This is a genomic window from Kocuria sp. APC 4018 (assembly GCF_030407675.1).
Taxonomy (GTDB): domain Bacteria; phylum Actinomycetota; class Actinomycetes; order Actinomycetales; family Micrococcaceae; genus Kocuria; species Kocuria rhizophila.
Map to the genome: position 1 here is coordinate 1 of NZ_JASDCY010000010.1, position 23,088 is coordinate 23,088.

General features: G+C 73.3%; 16 protein-coding genes and 1 pseudogene. 12 read left to right on the top strand and 5 right to left on the bottom strand.

The features are described from left to right. The 12 genes from QL985_RS03225 to QL985_RS03280 all read left to right on the top strand — a co-directional run. Window positions 1-1,808 (top strand): ABC transporter ATP-binding protein (locus tag QL985_RS03225; RefSeq protein WP_290147585.1); only part of this gene is annotated, 1,808 nt, incomplete at its 5' end. Continuing rightward, entirely contained in the window at window positions 1,805-3,991 is a 2,187-nt protein-coding gene (locus QL985_RS03230; RefSeq protein WP_121566774.1) for a glycosyltransferase, read from the top strand. The genes QL985_RS03225 and QL985_RS03230, both read left to right, overlap by 4 nt. Before the next feature lie 75 nt (window positions 3,992-4,066). Then, the gene (locus QL985_RS03235) at window positions 4,067-5,095 is read left to right on the top strand and encodes a glycosyltransferase family 2 protein (RefSeq protein ID WP_259463938.1); all 1,029 of its coding nucleotides are present in this window, start codon (window positions 4,067-4,069) and stop codon (window positions 5,093-5,095) included. A 35-nt stretch (window positions 5,096-5,130) separates the two neighbouring features. After that, window positions 5,131-6,132 carry a glycosyltransferase gene (locus tag QL985_RS03240; RefSeq protein WP_290147586.1) on the top strand — a complete coding sequence of 334 codons (1,002 nt, stop codon included), beginning with the start codon at window positions 5,131-5,133 and terminating at the stop codon, window positions 6,130-6,132. Further along, on the top strand, window positions 6,129-7,298 hold the full coding sequence (locus tag QL985_RS03245) for an RNA-binding protein (protein WP_121566777.1): 1,170 nt from the start codon (window positions 6,129-6,131) through the stop codon (window positions 7,296-7,298). The genes QL985_RS03240 and QL985_RS03245 overlap by 4 nt, the downstream gene beginning before the upstream one ends. After that, window positions 7,295-8,023 carry an acylneuraminate cytidylyltransferase family protein gene (locus QL985_RS03250; protein ID WP_121566772.1) on the top strand — a complete coding sequence of 243 codons (729 nt, stop codon included), beginning with the start codon at window positions 7,295-7,297 and terminating at the stop codon, window positions 8,021-8,023. Before QL985_RS03245 ends, QL985_RS03250 begins: the two co-directional genes overlap by 4 nt. Continuing rightward, the gene (locus QL985_RS03255; RefSeq protein ID WP_271074071.1) at window positions 8,020-10,008 is read left to right on the top strand and encodes an N-acetylneuraminate synthase family protein; all 1,989 of its coding nucleotides are present in this window, start codon (window positions 8,020-8,022) and stop codon (window positions 10,006-10,008) included. Before QL985_RS03250 ends, QL985_RS03255 begins: the two co-directional genes overlap by 4 nt. Beyond that, window positions 10,008-11,273 (top strand): glycosyltransferase family 4 protein, encoded by a 1,266-nt coding sequence (locus QL985_RS03260; RefSeq protein WP_183085976.1) that lies wholly within the window; start codon window positions 10,008-10,010, stop codon window positions 11,271-11,273. Before QL985_RS03255 ends, QL985_RS03260 begins: the two co-directional genes overlap by 1 nt. After that, complete coding sequence (locus QL985_RS03265) at window positions 11,270-12,565, top strand: O-antigen ligase family protein (RefSeq protein ID WP_147435343.1); 1,296 nt, start codon at window positions 11,270-11,272, stop codon at window positions 12,563-12,565. The genes QL985_RS03260 and QL985_RS03265 overlap by 4 nt, the downstream gene beginning before the upstream one ends. Then, the gene (locus QL985_RS03270) at window positions 12,562-13,704 is read left to right on the top strand and encodes a glycosyltransferase family 4 protein (RefSeq protein ID WP_290147587.1); all 1,143 of its coding nucleotides are present in this window, start codon (window positions 12,562-12,564) and stop codon (window positions 13,702-13,704) included. The genes QL985_RS03265 and QL985_RS03270 overlap by 4 nt, the downstream gene beginning before the upstream one ends. After that, window positions 13,701-14,642 carry a glycosyltransferase family 2 protein gene (locus tag QL985_RS03275; RefSeq protein ID WP_183085975.1) on the top strand — a complete coding sequence of 314 codons (942 nt, stop codon included), beginning with the start codon at window positions 13,701-13,703 and terminating at the stop codon, window positions 14,640-14,642. The genes QL985_RS03270 and QL985_RS03275 overlap by 4 nt, the downstream gene beginning before the upstream one ends. Before the next feature lie 57 nt (window positions 14,643-14,699). Then, window positions 14,700-15,923, top strand: coding sequence for a glycosyltransferase (locus tag QL985_RS03280; protein ID WP_271074069.1), 1,224 nt, complete (start codon window positions 14,700-14,702; stop codon window positions 15,921-15,923). Here the strand turns inward: QL985_RS03280 and QL985_RS03285 are convergent. From QL985_RS03285 to QL985_RS03310, 5 genes and pseudogenes are all read right to left on the bottom strand, one after another. Next, on the bottom strand, window positions 15,914-16,870 hold the full coding sequence (locus QL985_RS03285; protein ID WP_121566932.1) for a glycosyltransferase family A protein: 957 nt from the start codon (window positions 16,868-16,870) through the stop codon (window positions 15,914-15,916). The two genes, QL985_RS03280 and QL985_RS03285, sit on opposite strands and share 10 nt — an antisense overlap. Before the next feature lie 13 nt (window positions 16,871-16,883). After that, window positions 16,884-18,356 carry a polysaccharide biosynthesis tyrosine autokinase gene (locus QL985_RS03290; protein WP_183085993.1) on the bottom strand — a complete coding sequence of 491 codons (1,473 nt, stop codon included), beginning with the start codon at window positions 18,354-18,356 and terminating at the stop codon, window positions 16,884-16,886. A 156-nt stretch (window positions 18,357-18,512) separates the two neighbouring features. Further along, the gene (locus QL985_RS03295) at window positions 18,513-19,979 is read right to left on the bottom strand and encodes a PqqD family peptide modification chaperone (RefSeq protein WP_271074066.1); all 1,467 of its coding nucleotides are present in this window, start codon (window positions 19,977-19,979) and stop codon (window positions 18,513-18,515) included. 50 nt (window positions 19,980-20,029) lie between these two features. Then, a pseudogene (locus tag QL985_RS03305) lies at window positions 20,030-21,421 on the bottom strand (aldehyde dehydrogenase family protein); the annotation flags it as partial. Window positions 21,422-21,563: 142 nt separating this feature from the next. Then, window positions 21,564-23,027 (bottom strand): dicarboxylate/amino acid:cation symporter, encoded by a 1,464-nt coding sequence (locus QL985_RS03310; protein ID WP_121566644.1) that lies wholly within the window; start codon window positions 23,025-23,027, stop codon window positions 21,564-21,566. Between the last annotated feature and the right edge of the window lie 61 nt (window positions 23,028-23,088).

Here is a 23,088-nt window from a genome sequence, read left to right on the forward strand (position 1 = left end):
GGCAGGGGACGTACCGGATCGTGGGCCGTCGGATCGCGCAGGCGCTCGGTCTGCTCTCCCACCCCTACCGTGGCTGGATGGTCGGCTCGGTGCTCGGCTCGCTCGTGATTGCCGGGCTGGACATGCTCGGAGTGGCCGCCACGCTGCCCCTCATGCAGCTGGTGGCCGGTGGGGACCTGGAATCCGGCTTCGCCGCCGTGCTGGCACGGTGGCTCGGGACCACGGACACCGCCACGGTGATCGTGGCCATGGCCGCAGTGGTGGCGGGCGCCTTCCTGGTGAAGTCCCTGCTCACCATCGCCTTCCGGTGGTGGCTGCTGGGCCACTCCACCATGCTGGCCGCCGAGGCCGGGGCGGAGCTCTTCCGCCGCTACATGTCCTCCTCCTACATGGACCACCGGGGGCGCAGGCTCAGCGAGGTCCACCGGGCGCTGTCGGCCGCGGTGGGACAGACGTTCAACCAGGTGATCATGGGGTTCCTGACCCTGGCTCCGGATCTGCTGACCCTCGTGGCCGTGACCGCGGTGCTGTTCGCGGCCTCTCCCGTGGCCGCCGTGCTGGCCGTGGTCTTCTTCGGAACCGTGACCCTGGGGACGCAGCGGCTGCTCAAGCCCGCGCACCGGCGCATCGCCCAGGAACTCGCGGACAGCGGGCTGGCCACGTGGGAGGCACTGATGCCCGGGATCAACGGGTTCCGGGAGTCCCGGCTCAGCGGCACCGCCCAGCGGTTCGTGACGGGCTACGGCAACGCCCTGGCGGTGGACGCGTCCGCGCACCGGCGGCTCTCGATCGTGTCCGAGCTGCCCAAGTACATCCTGGAGATCGCCCTCATCGTGGGAGTCGCCCTCGTGGCGGTGGTGCTGTTCGCCCTCATGGATCCCGCCGAGGCGTTCAGCGTCCTGGGGGTCTTCGCGGTGGCGGCGGTGCGCATGGTCCCCGTGCTCAACAGGGCACTGGGCACCACCGCCTCCATGCGGGCGGGCGCGGTGGGTCTGGAGATCCTCACCGGGCAGCTGGACGATCTGGCAGCCGGCGAGACGCACCGCCCGCGGCGTCCCGGGGGTCTGCCCTACCGCGGAGACCTGGAGCTCTCGGACGTGAGCTTCGCCTACCCGGATGCCTCGGAGCCCGTGCTGACGAACGTCTCGGCACGCATCGCCACAGGCACCACCGTGGCGTTCGTGGGGGGCTCCGGAGCCGGGAAGTCCACCCTGCTGGACGTGGTCCTCGCGCTGTTGCGCCCCACGTCCGGTGAAGTGACGTGCGGTGGCCGCAGCATCTTCGAGGACCCCGCGCAGTGGCACTCGCAGATCGGCGTGGTGCCCCAGGACGTCTTCCTCATGGACGACACGGTGCGGGCGAACATCGCGTTCGGGCTCGAGGCCGACCAGATCGACGACGCCGCCATGGCCGGCGCCGTGGAGCGCGCCGACCTCACGGGCATCGTCGCGGCTCTGCCCGACGGCCTGGACACCCGCCTGGGGGAGCGCGGCGTGCGGCTGTCCGGAGGGCAGCGTCAGCGCGTGGGGATCGCGCGGGCGCTCTACCGGGACCCGGACGTGCTGGTGCTGGACGAGGCCACGTCCGCGCTGGACAACCTCACCGAGGAGCGGATCACCCGCACGATCGACTCGCTGCGCGGTGACATGACCATCCTGGTGGTGGCCCACCGGCTCTCCACGGTCAAGCACGCGGACCAGCTGATGTTCATGGCGGACGGCCGGATCGCCGCGCAGGGCACCTTTGCCGAGCTGCTGCGGGACAGCGAGGAGTTCGCTCACCTCGTGGAGCTGGGGAAGCTCACGTGAACCGCCCAGGCCCCCGGCTCGTCATGGTGAGCGAGGCCGTGCCCGAACAGGTGCCCCAGCATGCCGGGGGCCTGCTGCTGCGGGAGGTCGTCGCCGCGCTCGACCCCGGCGTGCACCTCACGGTCATCGTCCAGGACGGCGGCGCGGTGCGGCGAGCCGCACCCCATCCGCGCATCGACCAGCTGATCGTCGTGGAGCCCTCCCCGGGAAGGGTGGAGTCCGCCTGGGAGAGACGCTGGAACACGTACGTCCGCACGGGCGTGGCCGAGCCGTGGTTCGTCCGTCGTCTGCGGGAGTCGGAGCAGGCACTGCGGGCGGTCGCCGCGGCGGACGTGGTGGACCTGCAGTGGGAGGAGCACGCCGTGCTCGTGCCGTGGGTGCGCCGCGTGAACCCCCGGGCGCGCGTGGTGCTCACGCTGCACGACGTGGTGTCCCAGGTCGCCGAGCGGTTCCGCGACGGCATCGAGGGGTCCTCCGTGCGCTCGCGGCTGCTGCGCGCCCGCTGGTCCTGGGCACGACGCCGCTCGCTCGCGATCGAGGCGCGGGCAGGCGGAGCGGCACCCGGTGCGCACACTCCCGACGCCGTGGCGGTCCTCTCGCGGAAGGACGCCCGTCTGCTCTCGGAGGGCTCCGTGCCGGTGGCGGTGCTCCCGCCGCCGCTGGGGGGCAGGCACCGGGACGTCGTGCGGGCTCCCTCTGCGGCGTCTGCGGAGCTGCTGATGGTCGCGCTGCTGTCCCGGGAGGTCAACGAGGACGCCCTGCGCTGGTTCACGCTGCGCGTCCTGCCGCTGCTGCGCTCCCACCACCCGGACCTGCGCGTGCGGGTGGCCGGTGGCGGAGCAGGCCCGGAACTGACGTGGCTGGCGGGGGAGCACGGCGTCGAGCTGCTGGGGTTCGTCCCGGACCTGGACCCGCTGCTCGCCGCGGCACACGCCGTGGTGGTTCCGCTGCGGCGGGGAGCCGGACTGAAGTTCAAGACCGTGGAGGCGCTGTCCGCCGGGGTTCCCGTGGTCACCACCTCGGTGGGGGCCGAGGGCGTGGGCCCGGGCCGGTGGTTCGCGGGGGTGGCGAATGCACCGGAGGACTTCGCGGACGCCGTGCTCACGGTGCTCGCGGACCAGCCGCGTGCCGAGGAGCGCTCCCGCCGGGCCCGGCGGGAGGTGTTCGAGGCCTACGGGATGCGGGGTTTCCGGGAGGCGCTCACCCGGCTGTACGGCGCGGAGGCCGTGCCGCCCCTCGCCCCCGCGGCACACAGCGGTTGCGAGGTCAGCGGCAGCGAACGGCACGGCGGACAGACCGTGGAGCCCGAGGTCACGGTGGTGGTTCCCGCGTTCAACGCGGCGGCGACGATCGGGCGGCAGCTCGGTGCGCTCGCGCACCAGGTGGGGGCCCCGCCGTTCGAGGTGGTGGTCGCGGACAACCGTTCCACGGACGGCACGGCGGCGACGGCGCGGCGCTGGGCGGGCGCGTTCCCGTGCGGACTGCGTGTGGTGGGCGCCCCGGCCCGCCAGGGTGTGAGCCACGCGCGCAACCGCGGCTGCCAGCAGGCACGGGCCGAGCACATCCTGATCTGCGACGCGGACGACCGCGTGCAGCCGAACTGGGTCCGCGAGATGGCCCGGGCGCTGCAGGAGTTCCCCGTGGTCGGCTCGGACGCCGTGCCCGTGGTGGGCGGCGTGGAGCAGGCCCAGGAGTCCGGGCTGCACACGGTGTTCGGTTCCGTGGACTACGTGCTGTGCGGGGCCCTGGGAATCCACCGGTCGGTGTGGGCGGAGGTGGGTGGATTCGACGAGTCCTTCCCGGCGGGCCACGAGGACGTGGACTTCTGCCGGCGGCTCACGGCGCACGGCCACCCCCTGCACCCCGTGCACTCCACGGCCATCCTCTACACCCAGCGCCCGGACGCTCGGGGACAGGCCCGGCAGGCGTTCCACTACGCCCAGGGCCGGATGCTGCTGTGGACCCGGTTGGCCGAGACCGGGGTGCGGCCCCCGGTCTCCTTCACGGGCTCCGTGCGGGAGGCCGTCCAGGTGACGGCCGGCGCACTGCACGGCTGGGGGCGCAGGGACGGCGGTGCCAGTGCGCACGGGCTCGGCTGGGCGTGGGGGACGGTGGCCGGTCACCTGCGCTACCGGGTGCTGGGCAGGCCGCCCGCACCCCGGCTCTGGCCCTCCACCCGATAGGATGAATCGTCATCGGTTGCCGCCCCACCCCCGCGCGGGCCACCGCCGACTCGCGATCCTGACCAGGGAGAATGCGTGATCACCCCCCAACTGGGCGCCCCCGCGTCCGACCTCGTGACCGTGGTGGTGCCCCACTACGGGGACCCCGCGGCCACTCGTGCGCTGCTGCGCCAGCTGCGCGCGCAGCGGGACGTGCCCGGGCTGCGGATCGTGGTGTCCGACGACGCCTCGCCCGTCCCCTTCACCCTCACCCCCGACACCGCACTGGGTCCGGGGACCGCTCCCCCCGACGACCGCGTGGCAACCGGCGGAGCGGACAACGAACCGGCGCCCGCCCGCCCCGTGGAGCTCGTGCGCCGGGCGCGCAACGGCGGGTTCGGGGCGAACGTCAACACCGGCCTCGGCCGCGTCCGCACCCCGCTGGCACTCGTGCTCAACTCCGACCTGATCGTGGGGGAGCGGTTCGTGGCGCAGATGCTGGACGCCGCGCACCCGTGGCACCCGTGCGTCGTCGCCCCCCGGGTGCTCTCCGCGGACGGGACCGAGCAGCACAGCGGCCGGCACTTCCCCTCGATCGGGCACCAGACCGTGGAGTGGCTCTCCCCGCTCGCGCGCTGGCGCCACACCCGGGCCCTGCACGAACTGGTGGGGCACGACACCCGCGTGCGCCCGGACGCCGTCACGAGCGTGGACTGGGTGGTGGGAGCGGCCATGCTGCTGCCGGTCGAGCAGGTGCGCGCCGTGGGCGGCTTCGACGAGGGGTACTTCATGAACGCCGAGGAGGTGGACCTGCAGCGCAGACTCCGCGAGCACGGCATCCCCTCCCTCGTGGCCGGAGGGGTCAGCGTGGTCCACGCCGGCGGCGGGTCCTCGGACGCCGCGCACCGCCGCACCTGGCTCGTGGACGCGCGCGCCCGGTACGCACGGCGCTGGGGCCACCCGCGGGCGCTCGCCGCCGCACTGACCGCGGCCACGGGCGCAAACCTCGTGGTGAACACCGCGCGCGCCGCGGCCGGACGCGACGTCCATCCGGTGCGCGTGGCACGGGAGGAGCTGGCGCTGGTCCACCCCGCTCTGCGCGCCCGGACCGGGGGTGCCTCGTGAACGCCGCACCGGGCAGGACGCCCACGCTGCTACTCGTGAGCCCGGCGTTCCACGGGTACCACCGCTCGATCGCCGCGGCCTTCGAGGACCTCGGCTACGTGGTGCGCACGCACTGCTACGACTCCTACGCGTCCTGGGGCGAGAAGGTGCGCAACAAGGTGGCGCACGAGCTCCCGGCCCGGGTGGGGCTGTCCCGGTGGGGGGTCCCGGACGGTGCAGCGGCCCGTGCGTGGGCCTCCGAGCGGACCCTGCGCGTGCTGAACGAGGTGCGCCCCGACAGGGTGGTCGTGATCAAGGGGGACCTGCTGGACGACCGCGTGTGGGAGGCCCTGCGCGGCCGCGGGATCCCGAGCATCCTGTGGCTCTACGACGACCTCTCCCGCCAGCCGCACTCCCTGGACTTCCTCCGCGAGGTGGGCCCCGTGCTGAGCTACAGCGCGGACGAGACGGCCATGCTCGCCGGCCACGGCGTGGACGCCCACTTCGTCCCCAACGGCTTCGACCCCCGCCTCGCGAGACCGTGCCCGGCACGCCGCCCGGAGGTCGTCTTCGTGGGCTCGTGGTACCCCAACCGGGAGCGGCTGCTGCTCGCCGTGCACCGCGCGGGGGTGCCCGTGCGGGCGTGGGGCCGGGGCTGGTCCCACCACCCCGTGGACCGGCTGCGCACGTGGCGCTGGGCGCGCCCGGACCTCCCGGCGGAGCGGGACGTCCCCCTCGCGGACGCGTACCGCATCCAGGCGGAGGGGCTGCTCGCGGTGAACGCCCACGGCGACCAGGCGGGGCTGTCCATACGCACGTTCGAGGTCCCCGGCATGGCGGGGCTGCAGGCCGTGGACCGGGAGGACGTCTCCCGCTTCTACGACGTGGGCACGGAGACCCTGGTCTACCGCACGCCGGAGGAGCTCGCCGAGCTGGCGGCGCGGGCCCGTCGCGACACCGCCTGGGCGGAGGGCATCCGGGAGCGGGGACGACGCCGCACGCTCGCGGAGCACACGTTCGCGCACCGGGTCGCGCTGGTGGAGAGGTGCTGGTCATGATCCTGGGCAGCATTCCCTCGGGGCACCTCGCCTTCCCCCGAGACCTCGGGCTGTGGCGGCAGTGGCAGCGCGGGGCGCACCCCCTGCGCGCCGCCCGGGACCGCGCTGTGGGAGCGCTGCGCCCCGGTCGTGGACCCGACCCCGCCGGAGCACCCACCCTGCACCTCGCGTGGCGCGGTGAGCACCCAGCGGTGCTGCTCGCGGTGGACGCCACCACGCCCACCCAGATCGCCGCCGTCCTGCGCCCGCTCGCCCACCTGGACGGGACGGACGTGGCCGTGCTGTCCCCGCAACCCGCGCGGGACGCCCTGGCCGCCCACGGTGAGGACCCCGCACTGTGGCGCGGCACAGAGGCGCCCGGCACCAGTGTGCCCGAGGTGCTGGATGGGCTGCGCGCCGTGGCCGCCACGGGGGACTACCTTCCCGCGGGGGCCCGCGCGCACCACTGGGCGGGCGCCCTCGGGGCCGCGTTCGCCGTGGTCCAGCACGGTCTGCTCACGCCGTTCGCACCGCCCCTGCCGGCGGACTCGCTGCTGCTCGCGTTCTCCGAGCAGGACGCCGCGTTCTACGGCTGGCGGCGGGAGGACGTGAGCAGCCGGGTGGTCGGCTCGCAGCTGCTGTGGACCGCGTCCCGGCCCGAGCACCGCGCGTCCGGGTCCGCCGCGGGCCACCGCCCCGTGTTCCTGGGGCAGCTGCACGGCGCGGAGCTCCCGCGCCGGGACAGCGCCCGTGCGGCCCAGCTCTTCTGCGCGAGCACGGGGGCGCTCTACCGGCCGCACCCCGGGGAGACGGACAGACTCTCCCGCGCCCAGCACGCCGTGTGGCGGGCCAGGGGACTCGCGGTGGACCGCGTCGGGGACGCTCTCACCGAGGTGGACGCGCCCGTGGGCTCCGTGTTCTCCACGGGTGTGCTCGAGGCCGCCGCGCGCGGTCTTCCCGCCCGCGTCACGCACCCCGCCCCGCCGCGCTGGCTCGAGGCCTTCTGGGGCCGGTACGGCATGGCCCGCTGGAACGGGACGCCCGCCGGTGCCGCCGCCCCGAGCGGGTCGGCACCGGCCACACCCGCGCCCGCGGTGCCCGCCGAGGAGCCGGCCCGCGCGGTGGCGCGCATCCTGCGGGAGCTCGCGGGCGGCGTCGTCGATCCGAGCCACCGGGAGGTCCCGTGAACATCCTGTGCGTGATCCCCGTGCGCGGCGGCTCCAAGGGCGTGCCGCGCAAGAACGTGCGTTCCGTGGCCGGGCGCCCTCTCGTGGTCTGGACCATCGAGCAGGCGCTCGCCGCCCGGCCCGCCCTGGACGTCCTCGTCTCCACGGACGACCAGGAGATCGCCGACGTCGCACGGGCCGCGGGTGCGGACGTCCCCTTCCTGCGCCCCGCCGAGCTCGCGCGGGACGAGACCCCCACCGAACCCGTGATCCGCCACGCGATCGACGCCCGCACCGCGCAGGGCCGGCGCCCGGACGCCGTGATGCTGCTGCAGGCCACCTCCCCGGTGCGCCAGCCCGGCACCCTGGACCGCGCCGTCGCGCAGTTCGCGGAGACCGGCGTGGACTCGATGGTGGGGGTGGTTCCCGTGGCGCCGTTCCTGTGGGAGCTCACCGACCCGCCGCGCGCGGCCTACCCGGTGGATGCGCGGCCACGCCGACAGGACATGGGACCCACGGACAAGCGCTACCGGGAGACGGGCTCCCTCTACATCACCCGCACCGAGATCTACGAGCGCCTGGACAACCGGCTGGGCGGCGAGATCGGCCTGTTCGTCATGGCCGAGGAGGAGGGCGTGGACATCGACACGTTCCAGGACCTCGAGCTCGCCGAGCGGTATCTGCGGCGCCAGGAGCACGAGCTCTCCCGGGGGTCTGCGGACCCCGGCTCGGGAGGTGCGGCATGACGGCGGAGACGGACGCCCGCGCGCGGCGGGTCGCGGACGGGACCGTGCGGCGTCGTGCCCCGGAGCCGGTGCGCGAGCCGGGCGGGGGCGAGCTGCGCATCGGCCGGCACACGGTGGGCGCGGGGCACCCGGCGCTGCTGATCGCGGAGATCGGCAACAACCACAACGGCTCCGTGGCGCTCGCCAAGCACCTCGTGGACCTCGCCCAGGAGGCCGGCGCGGACGCCGTGAAGTTCCAGCTGCGGGACCTGGACGCCCTCTACCGCCAGGCCGGAGCGGCCTCGGACGGAGAGGACCTGGGGGTCCAGTACACGCTGGACCTGCTGTCCCGGTTCTCGCTGGACGCCGCGCAGATGCTCGAGGTGCTCGAGCACTGCCGGGCCCGGGACATCGACGCCCTGTGCACGCCGTGGGACCCGCCCTCCGTGCAGGTGCTGGCGCAGTACGGGGTCCCCGCGTTCAAGATCGCCTCCGCAGACCTCACCCACCACGGGCTGCTGCGCGACGCGGGCTCCCGCGGTGTGCCGCTGATCGTGTCCACGGGGATGTCCAGCGAGGACGAGATCCTGGACGCCGTGGCCGTGCTGCGGGAGGTGGGCGCCCCGTTCGCCCTGCTGCAGTGCCAGTCCACCTACCCCGCGCCGTACAAGGACCTCAACATCGCGTACATGGACCGGCTCGCGGAGCTCGGCGGGTGCCCCGTGGGGTACTCCGGGCACGAACGCGGCAGCCACGTTCCGGTGGCCGCCGTGGCACGCGGGGCGCACATCGTGGAGAAGCACTTCACGGTGGACCGGGACATGGAGGGCAACGACCACGCAGTGTCCCTGCTGCCCCACGAGTTCGCGCAGATGGTCGAGCAGATCCGCCAGGTGGAGCAGGCCATCGGCACCGCGGAACCCCGCCGGGTGACCCCCGGGGAGTCCATGAACCGCGTGAACCTGGCCACGTCCCTGGTGGCAGCCCGCACGGTTGCGCAGGGGGAGCGGGTGCGCGCGGAGGATGTCACGGTGCGCAGCCCCGGGCGCGGACTGCAGCCGGACCGGATGCAGGAACTGGTGGGGCGCAGGATGCACCGCACGGTCGCGGAGGGTGACTTCTTCTACCCGGGCGACCTGCGCCGGGAGGCGACCCGCGCGCGGACCTACCGCTTCGACCGCCCCTGGGGGATCCCCGTGCGGTACCACGACGCCCGGGAGCTCATGGGTGACCGGGAGCCGGACTTCCTGGAGTTCCACTTCTCCGCGCGTGACCTTGACCTGGACCCCGCGTCGGTCTTCACCGGACGCCTGCCCACGGCGTTCACCACCCACCTGCCGGACCTGTTCCCGGGGGACTTCGTGGTGGACCTCGCGAGCCCGGACCCCGCCACGTGGGAGCGCTCGATCGCGGAGGTGCAGCGCACCATCCACCGCACCCGGGAGCTGGTCCCGTTCTTCGAGGGCGAGCAGGACCCGCTCATGGTCCTCACCATGGGCGGCTTCACCCGCCACGGCCACATCCCGGAGTCCGAGCGAGCCCGGGGTTACGAGCGCATCGGCGCGGCACTGGCCCGGTTGGACTCCTCCGGGGTGCGGCTCACCGCCCAGACGCTGCCGCCGTTCCCGTGGCTGCTGGGCGGGCAGTGGTTCCACAACCTGTTCGTGGACCCGAGGGACACCGCCGAGTTCTCCCGCGCGTTCGACGTCCCCCTGACCCTGGACGTCTCCCACAGTCAGCTCGCCGCCACGTTCCTGGATCTCCCGTTCGCGGACGCGGTGGACCTGCTGGCGCCGCGCACCGCCCACCTCCACGTGGTGGACGCCACCGGTGTGGACGGTGAGGGCGTGCAGGTGGGCGAGGGGGACGTGGACTTCGCGGACCTCGCGCGGCGACTGTCCGTGCACTGCCCGGACGCGGGCTTCATCCCCGAGATCTGGATGGGTCACGTGGACGGCGGCCACGGCTTCTGGACCGCCCTGGAACGGCTGGAGCGGTGGTTCTGATGCTCGATCCCCTCGCCCTGTGGGTCACCCCGGTCTCGGACACCGGGGGAGTGGCGCGCTACGTCCTGGACGTGGCGCGCGCGGGCATCCCCGGATTCCGGCTGGCCGTGCTGTGCCCACCCGGGCGCCTGGCGGACGAGCTGCACGCCGCCGGTGTCGCCGTCCTCACCGGGCCCTTCGGCCCGGGCGCCGCGTCCGGCGGCTCGGGGGCAGCGATCCGCACCCCGGGCGTGGCTCCCCACGGCACGGACGGGGTCTCGCACGGGGTGGACGGCGCCTCCCACGACACGGACGGCGACGACGCCGCGCACCGGGTGGCGGGCACGGTCCGGGCGGCCGCGGCGTCGGCGGCCACGCTGCGCCACGCGGTGCGCACCCTGCGCCCCGCAGTGGTGCACTCCCACCTGGCCTACGCGGACCTCGTGTGCGCCGCGGTCCTTCGGGGGCTGCGCGTGCCCGGTGTCCCGGGACGCGCACGCGTCGGGGGCGTGCCGCTGCTGGTCAGCACCGAGCACGGGATCGCGGGCGACCCCGGGCTCTACCACGCGAACCCACGGCGTGCCCGCGCGATGGCCGCCCTGCACACGCGCAGGCTGCGGCGCACGGACGCGGCGATCGCCGTGTCGCACGCAACCGCGGCGGTGATGCGGGAGCGGTGGGGCGCCCGCGGCGTCGTCGTGGTCCCCAACGGGATCGACCGCCCGGAGCCCACGGCCGCGCCGCGCCCTGCACCGGACGCCCCGCGCGTGCTGTCCCTGAGCCGGCTGGCTCCGGAGAAGAACCTGGACGCCCTGCTCGACAGCCTGGCCCTGCTGCGCACCACCCACCCTGGAGCGCGGCTCACCCTGGCCGGGGAGGGGGAGGAGCGCCACCGGCTCCTGGCGCGCGTCGAACGCCTCGGCCTCACGGACCGCGTGACCCTGCCCGGGCACCTGGACCCCCGCACGCCCATGGCCGAGCACGACGTGGTGGTCCAGCTCTCGCGCTGGGAGAACTGCTCCTACACCCTGCTCGACGCCGCCGCGTCCGGGCTCGGGGTGGTGGCCACCGACGTGGGTGGGAACGCTGAGATCCTGCCGGCGCGGTGCCTGGTGCCCCCGGGGCACCCGGAGCTTCCCGCGGCCGTGGCCCGCACGGTCGCGGAGCAGGCCGATCCCCGCAGACGCCCCGGGCCGCCGACCGACTGGCCCACGCCCCAGGACACCACCCGCGCGGTGAGCGCGCTGTACACGATGCTTCTTGACAGGACGGGGACCCCCGCATGAGGACTCACACCGCAACCGAGACGGGCGCCTGGGGCGCCAGGGGACGAGCCGAGCACCGCGCGTCCCCGCGGGGAGGCGCCTCGGCCGTGCAGCGGATGCTCGCGGACCGCTTCACGGGCGTGGAGACGGCCGGCATCCGGCAGGGTGTCTCCAGCGCGATCCCCGTGCTGCTGCTGTTCGCCGCCGCGGTGTGCGAGGGACAGGAGATCCCGGGCGCCCCGCTGCCCCTGAGCTCGGTGGCACTCGTGCCCCTGGTGCTGGGCTCGCTCTTCTTCGCCTCCACGGCGCCACCGCGACCCACCTGGTTCCCCCTGGCGATCGTGCTCGTGCCCGTCTGGATGGCGGTGGCCTCCGTGCTCAACGGCGAGGTGGACGCCAAACGGATCGCGAGCATCTCGCTGTGGGCGGCCACTGCCCTGGTGCTCTCCTCCGGGCGGATTCCCCTGTTCATGGCGGCACGGGGGCTCGCGCTCGGGATCACGGTGGCCGGAGCGCACGCCCTGGCCACCATCGGCAGCAGCGCCTACGAGGGCCGCGTCACGGGCTGGTTCGGGGACCCCAACACCGCCGGCCTCTTCCTGCTCACCGTGCTGCTGCTGAGCCTGCCGTACCTGCCGTCCAAGAAGACCACCGTGGTGGTGCTGCTCGTGGGGATCACCGCGCTGGTGATGACGTTCTCCCGCACCACCTGGCTCGCGGCAGGAATCGCCCTCCTCTGGATGGTGCTCGGAGGGCGGCTCAACAGGATCCTGGGCGTGCTGGGTGTGGTGGCCGCGGTCGCCTGGATCCTCCGGCTGCCGGACTCCGTGGCCACCACGGGGCCGTTCGAGGGGCGGGAGGGCTCGGACGCGCTGCGTGAGCGCATCTCCGAGCAGGAGCAGCTGCTCGTGGCCCAGCAGCCGCTCGTGGGCAACGGGGCGGGCAGTGCGCAGGTGCAGCTGGACGACATGACGTTCTTCTTCCACGACTCCTACCTGGCCATCCGGGCAGAGGCCGGGTGGATCGGCTTCGCCCTGGTGGTGGGGCTGTTCGCGGCCACGTTCGTGGCGCTCGTGGCGCTGCCCACCGCGCGACGCTCGGTCTGGCTCGAGGGGGCACTTGTGGCGCTGGCGGTGTGTGCCACCAACCTGGGCGAGGTGTTCCTGGCCATCCCGGGTGCGCTGGTGCTGGGCTTCGCCGGCCACCACCTGGCGGTGCAGCGGGCGCAGCTGCGGGCGGAGCGCGAGCAGGAGCGGCTCGACAGGTGGGCCAGACGGATCGCGCGCGGTCAGGTCGCGGGGAACCTGAAGTGAGCGGGCGCATCGTCCTGGTGGCCGGCCACGGGGACCTGGGCGGGGGTGAGGTCATGCTCCTCGCGTGCGCGGACGCCCTCACCGCCGTGGGGATGGAACCCGTGGTGGTGGCACCCACCGCCCCCTCGCACGTGCTCTCGGCGGCCCGGTGCGCGGGCCACGCCACCGTCGAGGTGCCCACCCACCCGGAGGATCCCTGGTGGCGGGCCGCCCGGGCCACCCGCAGGGCCGTGGCGGGTGTGCGGGCGCAGGATGCCGGAGCGCCCGTGTGGTGCCACGGTCTGCGTCCGGTGGTGGCCACGGCTGGGATCCCGGGACGCATCGCGCACGTCCACCGTGTTCCGACCCGCGCGCAGATGCCGGTGCTGGCCGCCGCGGCCGCCGGCAGCCGGGCCGTGGTGGTTCCCTCCGAGTCCACGCGCGGGTTCCTCCCCCGTCACCTGGCCCGCCGCGCCCACGTCCTCGGCAACTGGAGCGAGGACACCTCCCTCGGTCCCGGAACCCGCGGAGACCACGACGGCGCCCCGGCGGCCGAGCCGTTCGACGCCACCGCCCCGCGTGGTCGCCGGACCGGGGAGCCGCCGGTCGTGGGGTACCTGGGGCGGATCGCCCCGGAGAAGGGCCTGGTGGACCTGGTGAAGGCCGTGGAGCTGCTCGACGAGCAGGGCGTGGCGCTGCGGCCGGTGGTGCGCGTGGGCGGGGAGGCGCTGTTCGTCTCCGAGGAGCAGGCGGAGGAGCTCTCACGGGCCATGGGAAGGCTGGGGGCCAGGCTGCTCCGGGAGGGGGGGGTGCAGCGCCGTGACTTCCTCTCGCGCGTGGACGTGCTCGTGTGCCCCTCCCGGGTGCCGGAGTCGTTCGGTCTCGTGGCCGCTGAGGCCATGGCCGCCGGGGTGCCCGTGGTGGTCACCGACGCCGGCGCGCTTCCCGAGGTGGTGGGCCCCGACCACCCCTGGGTGGCGGGCGTCGAGGATCCGGTGTCACTCGCGTGCGTCCTGCGCCAGGCCCTCGGTGCGCTGGGCACGGAAGCGGGCGAGCACGCCGTCGCCCGGGCCCGACGCCGCTGGGAAGCGCTCTGGAGCCCGGCCGCCGGCCGCGAGCGGGTGGCCGGACTGCTCCGGGACCTGGGGATCCTCCCGTGAGCCCGGCCGCGTCGGTCGTGGTCCCCACCCGGGGTGGCGCGCGGCGTCTCCCGGTGCTGCTCGCCGCGCTCGAGCAGCAGAGCACCAGGGACTTCGAGGTGGTTCTCGTGGTGGACGGGGACATCGACGGCTCGGAGGAGGTGATCCGGTCCTGGGCCGCACGGGGAACCCTCCGGCTGGAACCCGTGGTGCTGCCCGAGAACGTCGGCCGCGCGGGCGCCCTCAACGCCGGCATCCGCGCGGCCCGCGGGCGCGTGCTCATCCGGTGCGACGACGACCTCGTTCCCGGGCCGGAGTTCGTGGCGGGTCACGTGCGGCGTCACGAGGGGCGCACGATGGCCGTGGTGGGGCCGTGCCACAACGTCCTGCCGGACACCGCCTTCGCCCGGTCCTACGGCAACGCCGCGTCCGAACGGTCCCTGCGGGCCGCGCAGGACTGCCCCCCGGAGCGCGTGTGGCGGCTGTGGGGCGGCAACGTCTCCGTCACCTCGGACACGGCCCGGAGCATTGGACCCTACGACGAGCGGTACCGGGGCTACGGGTGGGAGGACGTGGACTACGGGTTCCGGCTGCACTCTGCGGGCATCCCTGTGCTCGTGGCACCGGAGCTGACCACCGAGCACCGGATGGGTGCCACGACCACCCGTTCGCGCACCGTGCGCGCCCTGCACGCGGGGGCCGCCCGGCGGCGCTTCCGGGAGATCCACGGCCCGCTCGCAGAACCCGCGGACGGGGGTCGTCTCACCCCCTGGCGGGTATCGGTGCTGGTCACGGCTAAACTGGTCACCGAGAGAACCCTTGCGGTCGTGTGCCCCGCTCTCGACGCCGTCTCGGACCGTCTGCCCCCCTGGGCGGCCGAGAAAGCGGTCGCCCTTCTCGTGGAGGCCGCCAACGCCGCCGGGGCGCGGCACCCCCGCCGGGCCGGCAGCAGGTTCTGAGGGCCCCCGCCCGCACCGCAGCACATCGGACCCCCATCCGACGAGGAGACACCCCCCATGGCCCACGGCCCCGCCGTCACCCCGGCACAGGATCCCCCGACCCGTGCCGGTGAGTTCGCCCGCCCGGTCAACGGTGGAGCCCACGGTGTCCCAGGGGTCCGGGTGGCGATCGCCCACGACTACCTCACGCAGCGCGGGGGAGCGGAGCGGGTGGTGCTGGCCATGCACCGCGCATTCCCGGACGCCCCCATCTACACCACCCTCTACGACCCGGACGGCACCTACCCCGAGTTCCGGGAGGCCACCATCATCACCTCTCCGCTCAACCGGGTGGGGGTTCTGCGGCGTCACCACCGGTGGGCGCTGCCGTTTCTTCCCCTGGCTTCCTCCTGGATGCGCGTGCCCGCGGACGTGGTGCTCGTGTCCACGAGCGGCTGGGCGCACGGCTTCCGCACGGACGGCGTCCGCGAGGTGTACTGCCACACGCCGGCCCGCTGGGTCTACCTCCTGGAGCAGTACCTGGGCTCCGCGCCGTCCTCCTCACCCACGGGGTGGGCCATGCTGCTCGCCCGGCCCCTGCTGGAGTGCTGGGACCGCCGTGCCATGTCGTCGGTGCAGCACATGGTGGCGAACTCCACGGTGGTGCGGGACCGCATCAAGGAGGTCTACGGGCGGGACGTGGAGATCGAGCACCCGCCGCACCGCATGCAGGACAGCACGGAGACCGAGGCCGTGCCGCAGATGGCGGGTTTCGCCGGGGACGGCGAGTACTTCCTCTCCGTCTCCCGCCTGCTCCCGTACAAGAACGTGGACCGGGTCATGGAGGCGCTGCGCGTCCGGCCCGACCGTCGTCTCGTGCTCGTGGGCACCGGTCCCCTGGAGCACCAGCTGCGCCAGCTGTGCCCAGAGAACGTGCTCATGCTCTCGGACCTCTCGGACGCGCAGATGCGCGGCCTCTACCGCGGGGCAATGGCCGTGGTGGCGGCGTCCCACGAGGACTTCGGGATCACCCCCCTGGAGGGCTTCGCCTTCGGGCGGCCCACCCTGGCCCTGCGCGGCGGCGGCTACCTGGACACCGTCGTCCCCGGCATGACGGGAGCGTTCTTCGAGGAGCCCACCCCGGAGGCCATCGGCAGGGTGCTGGACCGTTTCCGCTCCGACGACTGGGACGAGCAGGCCATCAGGGACCACGCCCGCCGCTTCTCGGAGGACCGCTTCGTGGCGCGTCTGCACCAGGTGGTGGCCGCCCGCGCGGACGACGCCGCCCGGTCTCACCCCTGAGGGGCGTCCCACCCCACACCGAGTTCCCGGGGCGGCACGCGCCGCAGGACGGCGTAGCGCACGAGCCCGTCCACCGTGCCCAGGACGTGGCACCACCTGGTCACCACCGCCGCCGGCTCCCACTGCCGCCGCAGGGCCATGCCCACGGGGAACAACGGGGCGCGCAGGGCGAGGGCGGCCACGCGCAGCAGTGCGTCACGCCGGGGGAGCGGTTGTGCCACGCGCGCCGCCAAAAGCTGTGCCGCCCTGCAGTCCGCATGGGCCTGCAGGCCCCTCTGCACGACATTCCGGCGCTGGCGGTATGCCACGCGCACCGACTCCACACGCGGAACGGGTGCGCCGTGTGCTCGTAGACGCGCCGCGAGATCGTTGTCATCCCCGTGGTGGGGCACCGTCACGTCGAAGCCACCCACGGCACGGTAGAGATCCCGACGGATTCCGAAGTTGCACCCCATCAGGACGGTGGGTTCCGAGGGGGTGTCCGGAACCGGCTCCGAATCCTCGAGGTCACGGTCGACGAGCTGCTGCACCGGTGCGTGACCGTCCTGGAAGACGTGGTTGTCAAAGGCTGTGGCCGCCCCGGTCCACACGGGCGCGAGCTCGAACGCCTGGATCCCGCAGCGGACCCAGTGCGCGGAGACCACGTCGTCCGCGTCGCAGAACATCAGCAGCCCGGAACGTGCCCGCGCCGCGCCCACGTTGCGCGCGTAGGAGGAACCCTTCCGCTCGGTGGCCTCCACCACTCGCAGTGTGAAAGGGAGGTCGGGGTGATCGTCGACGAGGTGGTCCAGGGCGCCCGGCGCCCCGTTGTTGACCACGAGCACCTCGAAGGCCGGTGCCGAGAGCTGCCGCGCCAGAGCGGCCAGCTGCAGAGGGAGGGTCTCCGCGTCACGGCCGCACGGGATGACCACGGACACCACGGGGGAGCCGCCCGTCACCTCACGCACTCGTGGCCCGCCGTCAGACGTCGCGGGCGGAGTGGGAGGACGCCGAGGAGCCGGCCGAGGAGGACCTCCGGGACCGGGCGGGGGTGGCGCGGCGCTTGGCCCGGAACCCCCGCGACGACTTCTTGGTCTCGCCGTAGTAGGACGAGTAGCCGCGTCGGTACCCGCCGTAGCCGAAGCCGTAGTGGGAGGAGCCCACGCCCCGCGCCGGAGCCAGGTTGAGCACGGCACCGAGCAGTGTCACGGACACGCGCCGCAGCATCGAGGCCGCGAGCTCCACCTGCTCCTTGCGGGTGCCACCCACCTCGATCACGAGGATCGCCCCGTCGGCCGCCGCCGCGAGCAGACTGGCGTCCGTGACGGGGAGTACGGGCGGGGCGTCCACGAACACCATGTAGGACTCCCGCAGCTCGGTGAGCACGTGCTTCATGCGCTGTGAGCCCACGAGCTCGGACGGGTTCGGTGGGATGCGCCCGGCGGGCAGCACCATCAGGGAGGAGCCGGGGACCTGCTGCAGGGCATCCTGCAGCGCGACCTGACCTGACAGCACCTGCGTGAGTCCCACGGAGCCGTCCACCCCGAACACTCCCGCCACGGTGGGCCGACGGAGGTCGGCGTCCACGATCACGGCCGCCTCGCCCGCGTGCGCGAAGGAGTTGGCGATGGCCGTGGTCACGGTGGACTTGCCCTCACCCGGGTTGGGGCTCGTGACCACCACGCACCGCGGCGGGTTGTCCACGCTCACGAACCGGAGGTTGGTGCGCAGCTGGCGGACCGCCTCGTGGGCGGCGTCGTCCTCCACCTCACCGCGGTTGTTGCCCTTGAGGGACGGGGTCTTGGGGAGGATGCCCAGCACGCCGGCGTCGGTGAGCTCCTCGACCTCGTGGGAGGTGCGGATGCGCACGTCGGACACCTTGCGCAGCAACGCCACGGCGTAGCCGGCCAGCAGCCCGGCGGCGGCGCCGGCCAGAAGGTACCGCTTGGTGTTGGGGCTCGACGGCCCGCCGGGGACCTGGGCGTCCTCGAGGGGCACCACGCGCACGGGTGAACTGCTGCCCTCGAGGTCCTGGACCACCTCGGCGGTCGCCTGCAGCGCCGAGTTGGCGAGAGCCGCGGACTTCTCCGGATCGTCGGCGGTGGCGTCCACCTTGATCAGTGCGGAGTTGGGGACCACGCTCGCGGTGAGGTGGCCCGCCACCTCGTCCGCCGTCAGGCCAAGGGCGGGATCCTGGGCGATCTTCTCCGCCACCGAGCGGGAGGAGATCACCGGGATGTAGGCGTTGGCCTTGTTCTGGGCGGCGACGTCCCCGTTGAGCACGTCCCCCAGGGAGCTGCTGCCCGTGGTGGTCACGAACCCCGTGGAGGAGGACGTGTAGATCTTGGGCTGGGCCAGGGCCACGCCGAAGGCCAGCAGCAGCCCGGCAAGGGTGGCCGCCAGCAGCAGCACGAGGTTGGCGCGGGTGAGGCGCAGGAAGTCAATGACGGTCATGCCGGTCCTGGGGGTGGGTCTGTGCGGGGGGATCACCGACATCCGCGGGCGCGGGGACCGGAGGGATTCACCGGATCTTGCAGCGCGCTGCGTGGCAGATGCGATTTCCTGGAGTTTAGCAATGATTCACGGCTGCTCCCCGGAGCGGCACTGCCCCTACCGGCTCAGGAATCCCTGTGTGACCAGGTCGGACACGAAGTCCCGCACCTGCGGCCCGATCTCCGTGAGGGGTGCGCCGGTCGCCTCGGCCACCACCTGTGGCAGCGAGTCCTCCGGCGTGGACTGCGCCAGGTGCCAGATCAGCGCGGCGGAGTCGTTGAGGACCACGGGCCGGCCGCCGGGTACGAGCGCGAGGCACACGCTGCCGAGCACGGTCTCCGAGGGGGCCACGTCCACGGCGGCGGCACCCGGCGCGGGGCGCAGCACGCCGGTCCGGGCCGGAGCGTGCCGGGCCTGAGACGTGGTGGGCTCCGGGCCGAGCAGCCACGAGTCGGGCTGACCCGGTGCTCCCGCCGGGGAACCGGGCCCCCGCGGGTCCGGTGCTGCGGGCTGGTCCGGCGCCGTGGTGTCCGCGGGCGCGGTGCTCGGAGTCCCGGGAGCGGGGGGCAGGGGCATCGACGACGCCGCGTCCGGGCCGGGAGCCGGGCTCGTCAGGACAGTACCGGGGTGGGCCGGCGCAACCTCGTGGAGATGGACGGCGGCGTGCACCCCACCGGGGAGGGGAGCGGCACCGGGGGAGGCCCCGGCGGTCGGTCGGTCCGCCGTGTCGGGACGACGTCGCGCCTGGCCGGTGAGCAGCTCCGTCACGGCGCGCACGGGGCGGGACACGGTGGCTCGCGTGATCTCGAGGGCAGTGGGTTCCCGGCCCAGGTCCATGCGCAGGTGGTCCACGTTGGGGAGCGGCGCGCGCAGTGCGACGGCGAGCTTGCCGCCCACGGTGGTGGCGGCTTTCATCCGGGCCCGCCACTCCTGGGAGCGTGTGCCCTCGTGGGACAGCACGAGCCAGAGGTCGTGGGTGGGGCGGTCACGGTAGCGGGGCAGCTGACCCGTGGCGGCCGCGAACGCCACGGTGGCCTCCAGCTCTGCGGCCCGTTGCTCGAGGCGTCGCCAGTCGGCCTCGGTGAGCACCTCGGCCAGGTGCCCCACGTCCTGGGTCATCGACTCGGGGCTGCGTGCCGCGTGCACCAGGATGATCAGGGCGTGCTCGAGCGTGCGCGGCACGTCGCACGGGTAACCGGCCACGAGGCGGATGAGGCGCTGCGCCCACAGCTGGTCGAACAGGGCCTCGGGGTCCATCTCGAAGCCCGGGAACGAGCGGTGGATGTCCACGAGCCCCCAGTGGGGGTGCCGCATGGTCTGGGCGTGCTGGAAGATGGAGCCGGATCGGAACGTGGACACGGTGTCCCAGCCGTACTCGTGCAGCGCCTGCACCAGGAGGTCCGCGTGGGAGGGCCGGGTGAGGACGTCCACGTCGCTGCTCACCCGCCCCCGCACGTACAGCCGGGGGTCCGCGGCGTAGCCCTTGACCAGCAGGGCGTCCACCCCACGGGCCCGCGCCACCGCCTGGATCTCGGCGTGCGCCAACTCCACCCGTGCCGCCAGGGGGATGTCGGATCGCTCCATCACCCCAGGTTAGCGCGGGTTGGGAGTCACACGGCGCACAGTTCGCTGCGGGTGAGGAACCGGCGCCCGGTGGGGGTCTCCAGGGAGAACCCGGACCCCCGCCCCGGCACCGCGTCGATCACCAGCCGGGTCCGCCGCCACGCCTCGAACTGTTCCGCGGAGATCCAGAAATCCACCGGGCCCAGTTCGGACGAGTCCGCCGCGGTCAGCCGGGCGGTGCCCAGCAGCACGTCGGAGTCCCCCGTGCGGAACCCCCCGGCGGGGAAGCACATGGGTGCGGAGCCGTCGCAGCAGCCGCCCGCGAGGTCGCCCTCGAGCTCGGCGCGCTCGCCGCCCACGAGCACCTTGGCGCCCTCCTTCTTGCCGATGTCCAGGTAGGAGAGGATCTTCTCCAGCTGGTCGGTGGAGGCCTGCGCGCCGATCATGGTGTCGGTGTCCAGGGGGTTGCCGGCCTTGATCTGCGTGACGCGCTCGATGCCGTCCGCCAGGAAGGAGTCGTAGATGGACTCCTGGATCAGGGCGCGGGACGGGCACGTGCAGACCTCGCCGGAGTTCAGGGCGAAGAACGCGAAGCCCTCCAGGGACTTGTCGTAGAAGCCGTCCTTCTCCCGTGCCACGTCCTCGAAGAAGATGTTGGGGGACTTGCCACCCAGCTCCAGGGTGACGGGGATGATGTTCTCCGAGGCGTACTGCATGATCAGCCTCCCCGTGGTGGTCTCGCCCGTGAACGCGATCTTGCGGATCCGCTTGTTGGACGCCAGCGGCTTGCCGCACTCCACGCCGAAGCCGTTGACGATGTTCACCACGCCGTCCGGGACCAGGTCCTGGATCAGCTCCATGAGCACCATGATGGACGCCGGGGTCTGCTCCGCGGGCTTGAGCACCACGCAGTTGCCCGCGGCCAGCGCGGGGGCGAGCTTCCACACGGCCATGAGGATCGGGAAGTTCCACGGGATGATCTGGCCCACCACGCCCAGGGGCTCGTGGAAGTGGTACGCCACGGTGTCCTCGTCCAGCTGGGACAGGTGGCCCTCCTGCGCGCGGATGGCACCGGCGAAGTACCGGAAGTGGTCGATGGCCAGGGGGATGTCCGCGTTGAGCGTCTCCCGCACGGGCTTGCCGTTGTCCCAGGTCTCGGCCACCGCGATGGTCTCGAGGTGCTGCTCCATGCGGTCCGCGATCTTGTTCAGCATGAGCGCGCGCTGCGCGGGGGTGGAGGCGTTCCAGGAAGGGGCGGCGGCCCAGGCGGCGTCGAGCGCGGCCTCGATGTCCTCGGCGGTGCCCCGGGCCACCTCGGTGAACGCCCGGCCCGTGACGGGGGTGACGTCCTCGAAGTACTGACCCTTGACAGGCGGAACCCACTGGCCCCCGATGAAGTGCTCGTGGCGGGGCTTGAAAGTGACGACGGATCCGTCCGTGCCTGGCTGGCTGTACACGCTCATGGTGACCATCCTTGGATCGGTAGTGAGGTGGATCACAGCCTAGTGCCCAGCGCTGACACGATCGACCCCCGCACGCCACGGGGCGGCCCGGGATCAACCCGAGCCGCCCCGTTCGCAGAAGGTGCCGGCGGTGACGCGCGTGCTACACGGTGCGCTGCCCGTCCGTCGCCCCGGGTGAGGTCTGGGACAGCGTGGCACCGGACGCCGACGCCGCGTGCTCCGGTTCGCGCGCGGAGGTGCCGTTGCCGGGGAGGCCGGTGGCGGCGTCGTCGTCCTTGAACGGGCGACCGGCCAGCGGGGCGTTGTAGCGGGGGAGGTCCAGGATGCCCTCGCGCTTGGATACGACCGTGGCCACCAGCGCCTGGCCGGTCACGTTGAGCGCGGTGCGGCCCATGTCCAGGATGGGGTCCACGGCCAGCAGCAGGCCCACGCCGTCCAGGGGCAGGCCCAGGGTGGACAGGGTCAGGGTGAGCATGACCGTGGCGCCGGTGGTTCCCGCGGTGGCGGCCGAGCCCAGCACGGAGACCAGCGCGATCAGCACGAAGTGCATGGGCATGAGCTCCACGCCGTAGAACTGGGCCACGAAGATCGCGGCGACCGCCGGGTAGATCGCGGCGCAGCCGTCCATCTTGGTGGTTGCACCCAGCGGGATGGCGAAGGACGCGTAGTGCCCGGGCACGCCCAGGTTGGACTCGCTCACGCGCTGGGTCACGGGCATGGTGCCCAGGGAGGAGCGGGACACGAAGCCCAGCTGCATGGCGGGCCACACACCGGCGAAGAACTGCTTCACGGACAGGCCGTTGAGCTTGACGATCACTGGGTACACCACGAACGCCACCAGCAGCAGCCCGGCGTACACGGTGAGCACGAAGCTCACGAGCGAGCCCATGGAGGTCCAGCCGTACTCGAACACGGCGGTGCCGATCAGGCCCAGGGTGCCCAGCGGGGCCAGGCGGATGATCCACCACACGACCTTCTGCATGATGGCCAGCCCGGACTTCATGAGGCTAAGGAAGGGCTCGGCCTCCCGGCCCACCTTGAGGGCGGCGATCCCGACCACCAGGGAGACCACCAGGATCTGCAGGATGTTGAAGTTCACGGTGGTCTTGACCGTCTCGGGGTCGATGACCTTGGACGTGGTCTCCAGGCCCAGGAAGTTCACGGGGATCAGGCCCTTGAGGAACGCGAGCCACGAACCCTCCGTGCCGGAGTAGGTCTCGGGCTGCGGCTGGCCGGTGCCCACACCGGGCTGGACCACCACGGCCAGCACCATGCCGATCACCACCGCGATCAGCGAGGTGATGGCGAACCACATGAGGGTCTTCCACGCCAGCCGGGCGGCGTTGGAGACGTCGCGGAGGTTGGCGATCGAGGAGATGACCGCGGTGACCACGAGCGGCACCACGGCCGCCTTGAGGATGGTCACGTAGCTGGAGCCGATGGTGCCCAGCGTGGTCATGAGCCAGTTGGGGCTCTCCTCGGGGTCCCCGCCCATGGCAGAGGCCAGGGACCCCAGGAGAACGCCCGCGATCAGGGCAATGAGGATCTGCCACCCGAAGGAGGTCATCCACCGCGGCAGACGCCGGGTACTTTCTGCGGAATTCATGTGCGCCACGATAGGGCGGCGAATGGTAATCCGCACACCCCTCGTGACGAACTGTGACGCC

Bases quoted from the DNA above. Each gene is read 5' to 3' on its own strand.
- QL985_RS03245 (WP_121566777.1), top strand. From the start codon at position 6,129: ATGATCCTGGGCAGCATTCCCTCGGGGCACCTCGCCTTCCCCCGAGAC.
- QL985_RS03255 (WP_271074071.1), top strand. From the start codon at position 8,020: ATGACGGCGGAGACGGACGCCCGCGCGCGGCGGGTCGCGGACGGGACC.
- QL985_RS03260 (WP_183085976.1), top strand. From the start codon at position 10,008: ATGCTCGATCCCCTCGCCCTGTGGGTCACCCCGGTCTCGGACACCGGG.
- QL985_RS03265 (WP_147435343.1), top strand. From the start codon at position 11,270: ATGAGGACTCACACCGCAACCGAGACGGGCGCCTGGGGCGCCAGGGGA.
- QL985_RS03280 (WP_271074069.1), top strand. From the start codon at position 14,700: ATGGCCCACGGCCCCGCCGTCACCCCGGCACAGGATCCCCCGACCCGT.
- QL985_RS03290 (WP_183085993.1), bottom strand. From the start codon at position 18,356: ATGACCGTCATTGACTTCCTGCGCCTCACCCGCGCCAACCTCGTGCTG.
- QL985_RS03295 (WP_271074066.1), bottom strand. From the start codon at position 19,979: ATGGAGCGATCCGACATCCCCCTGGCGGCACGGGTGGAGTTGGCGCAC.
- QL985_RS03310 (WP_121566644.1), bottom strand. From the start codon at position 23,027: ATGAATTCCGCAGAAAGTACCCGGCGTCTGCCGCGGTGGATGACCTCC.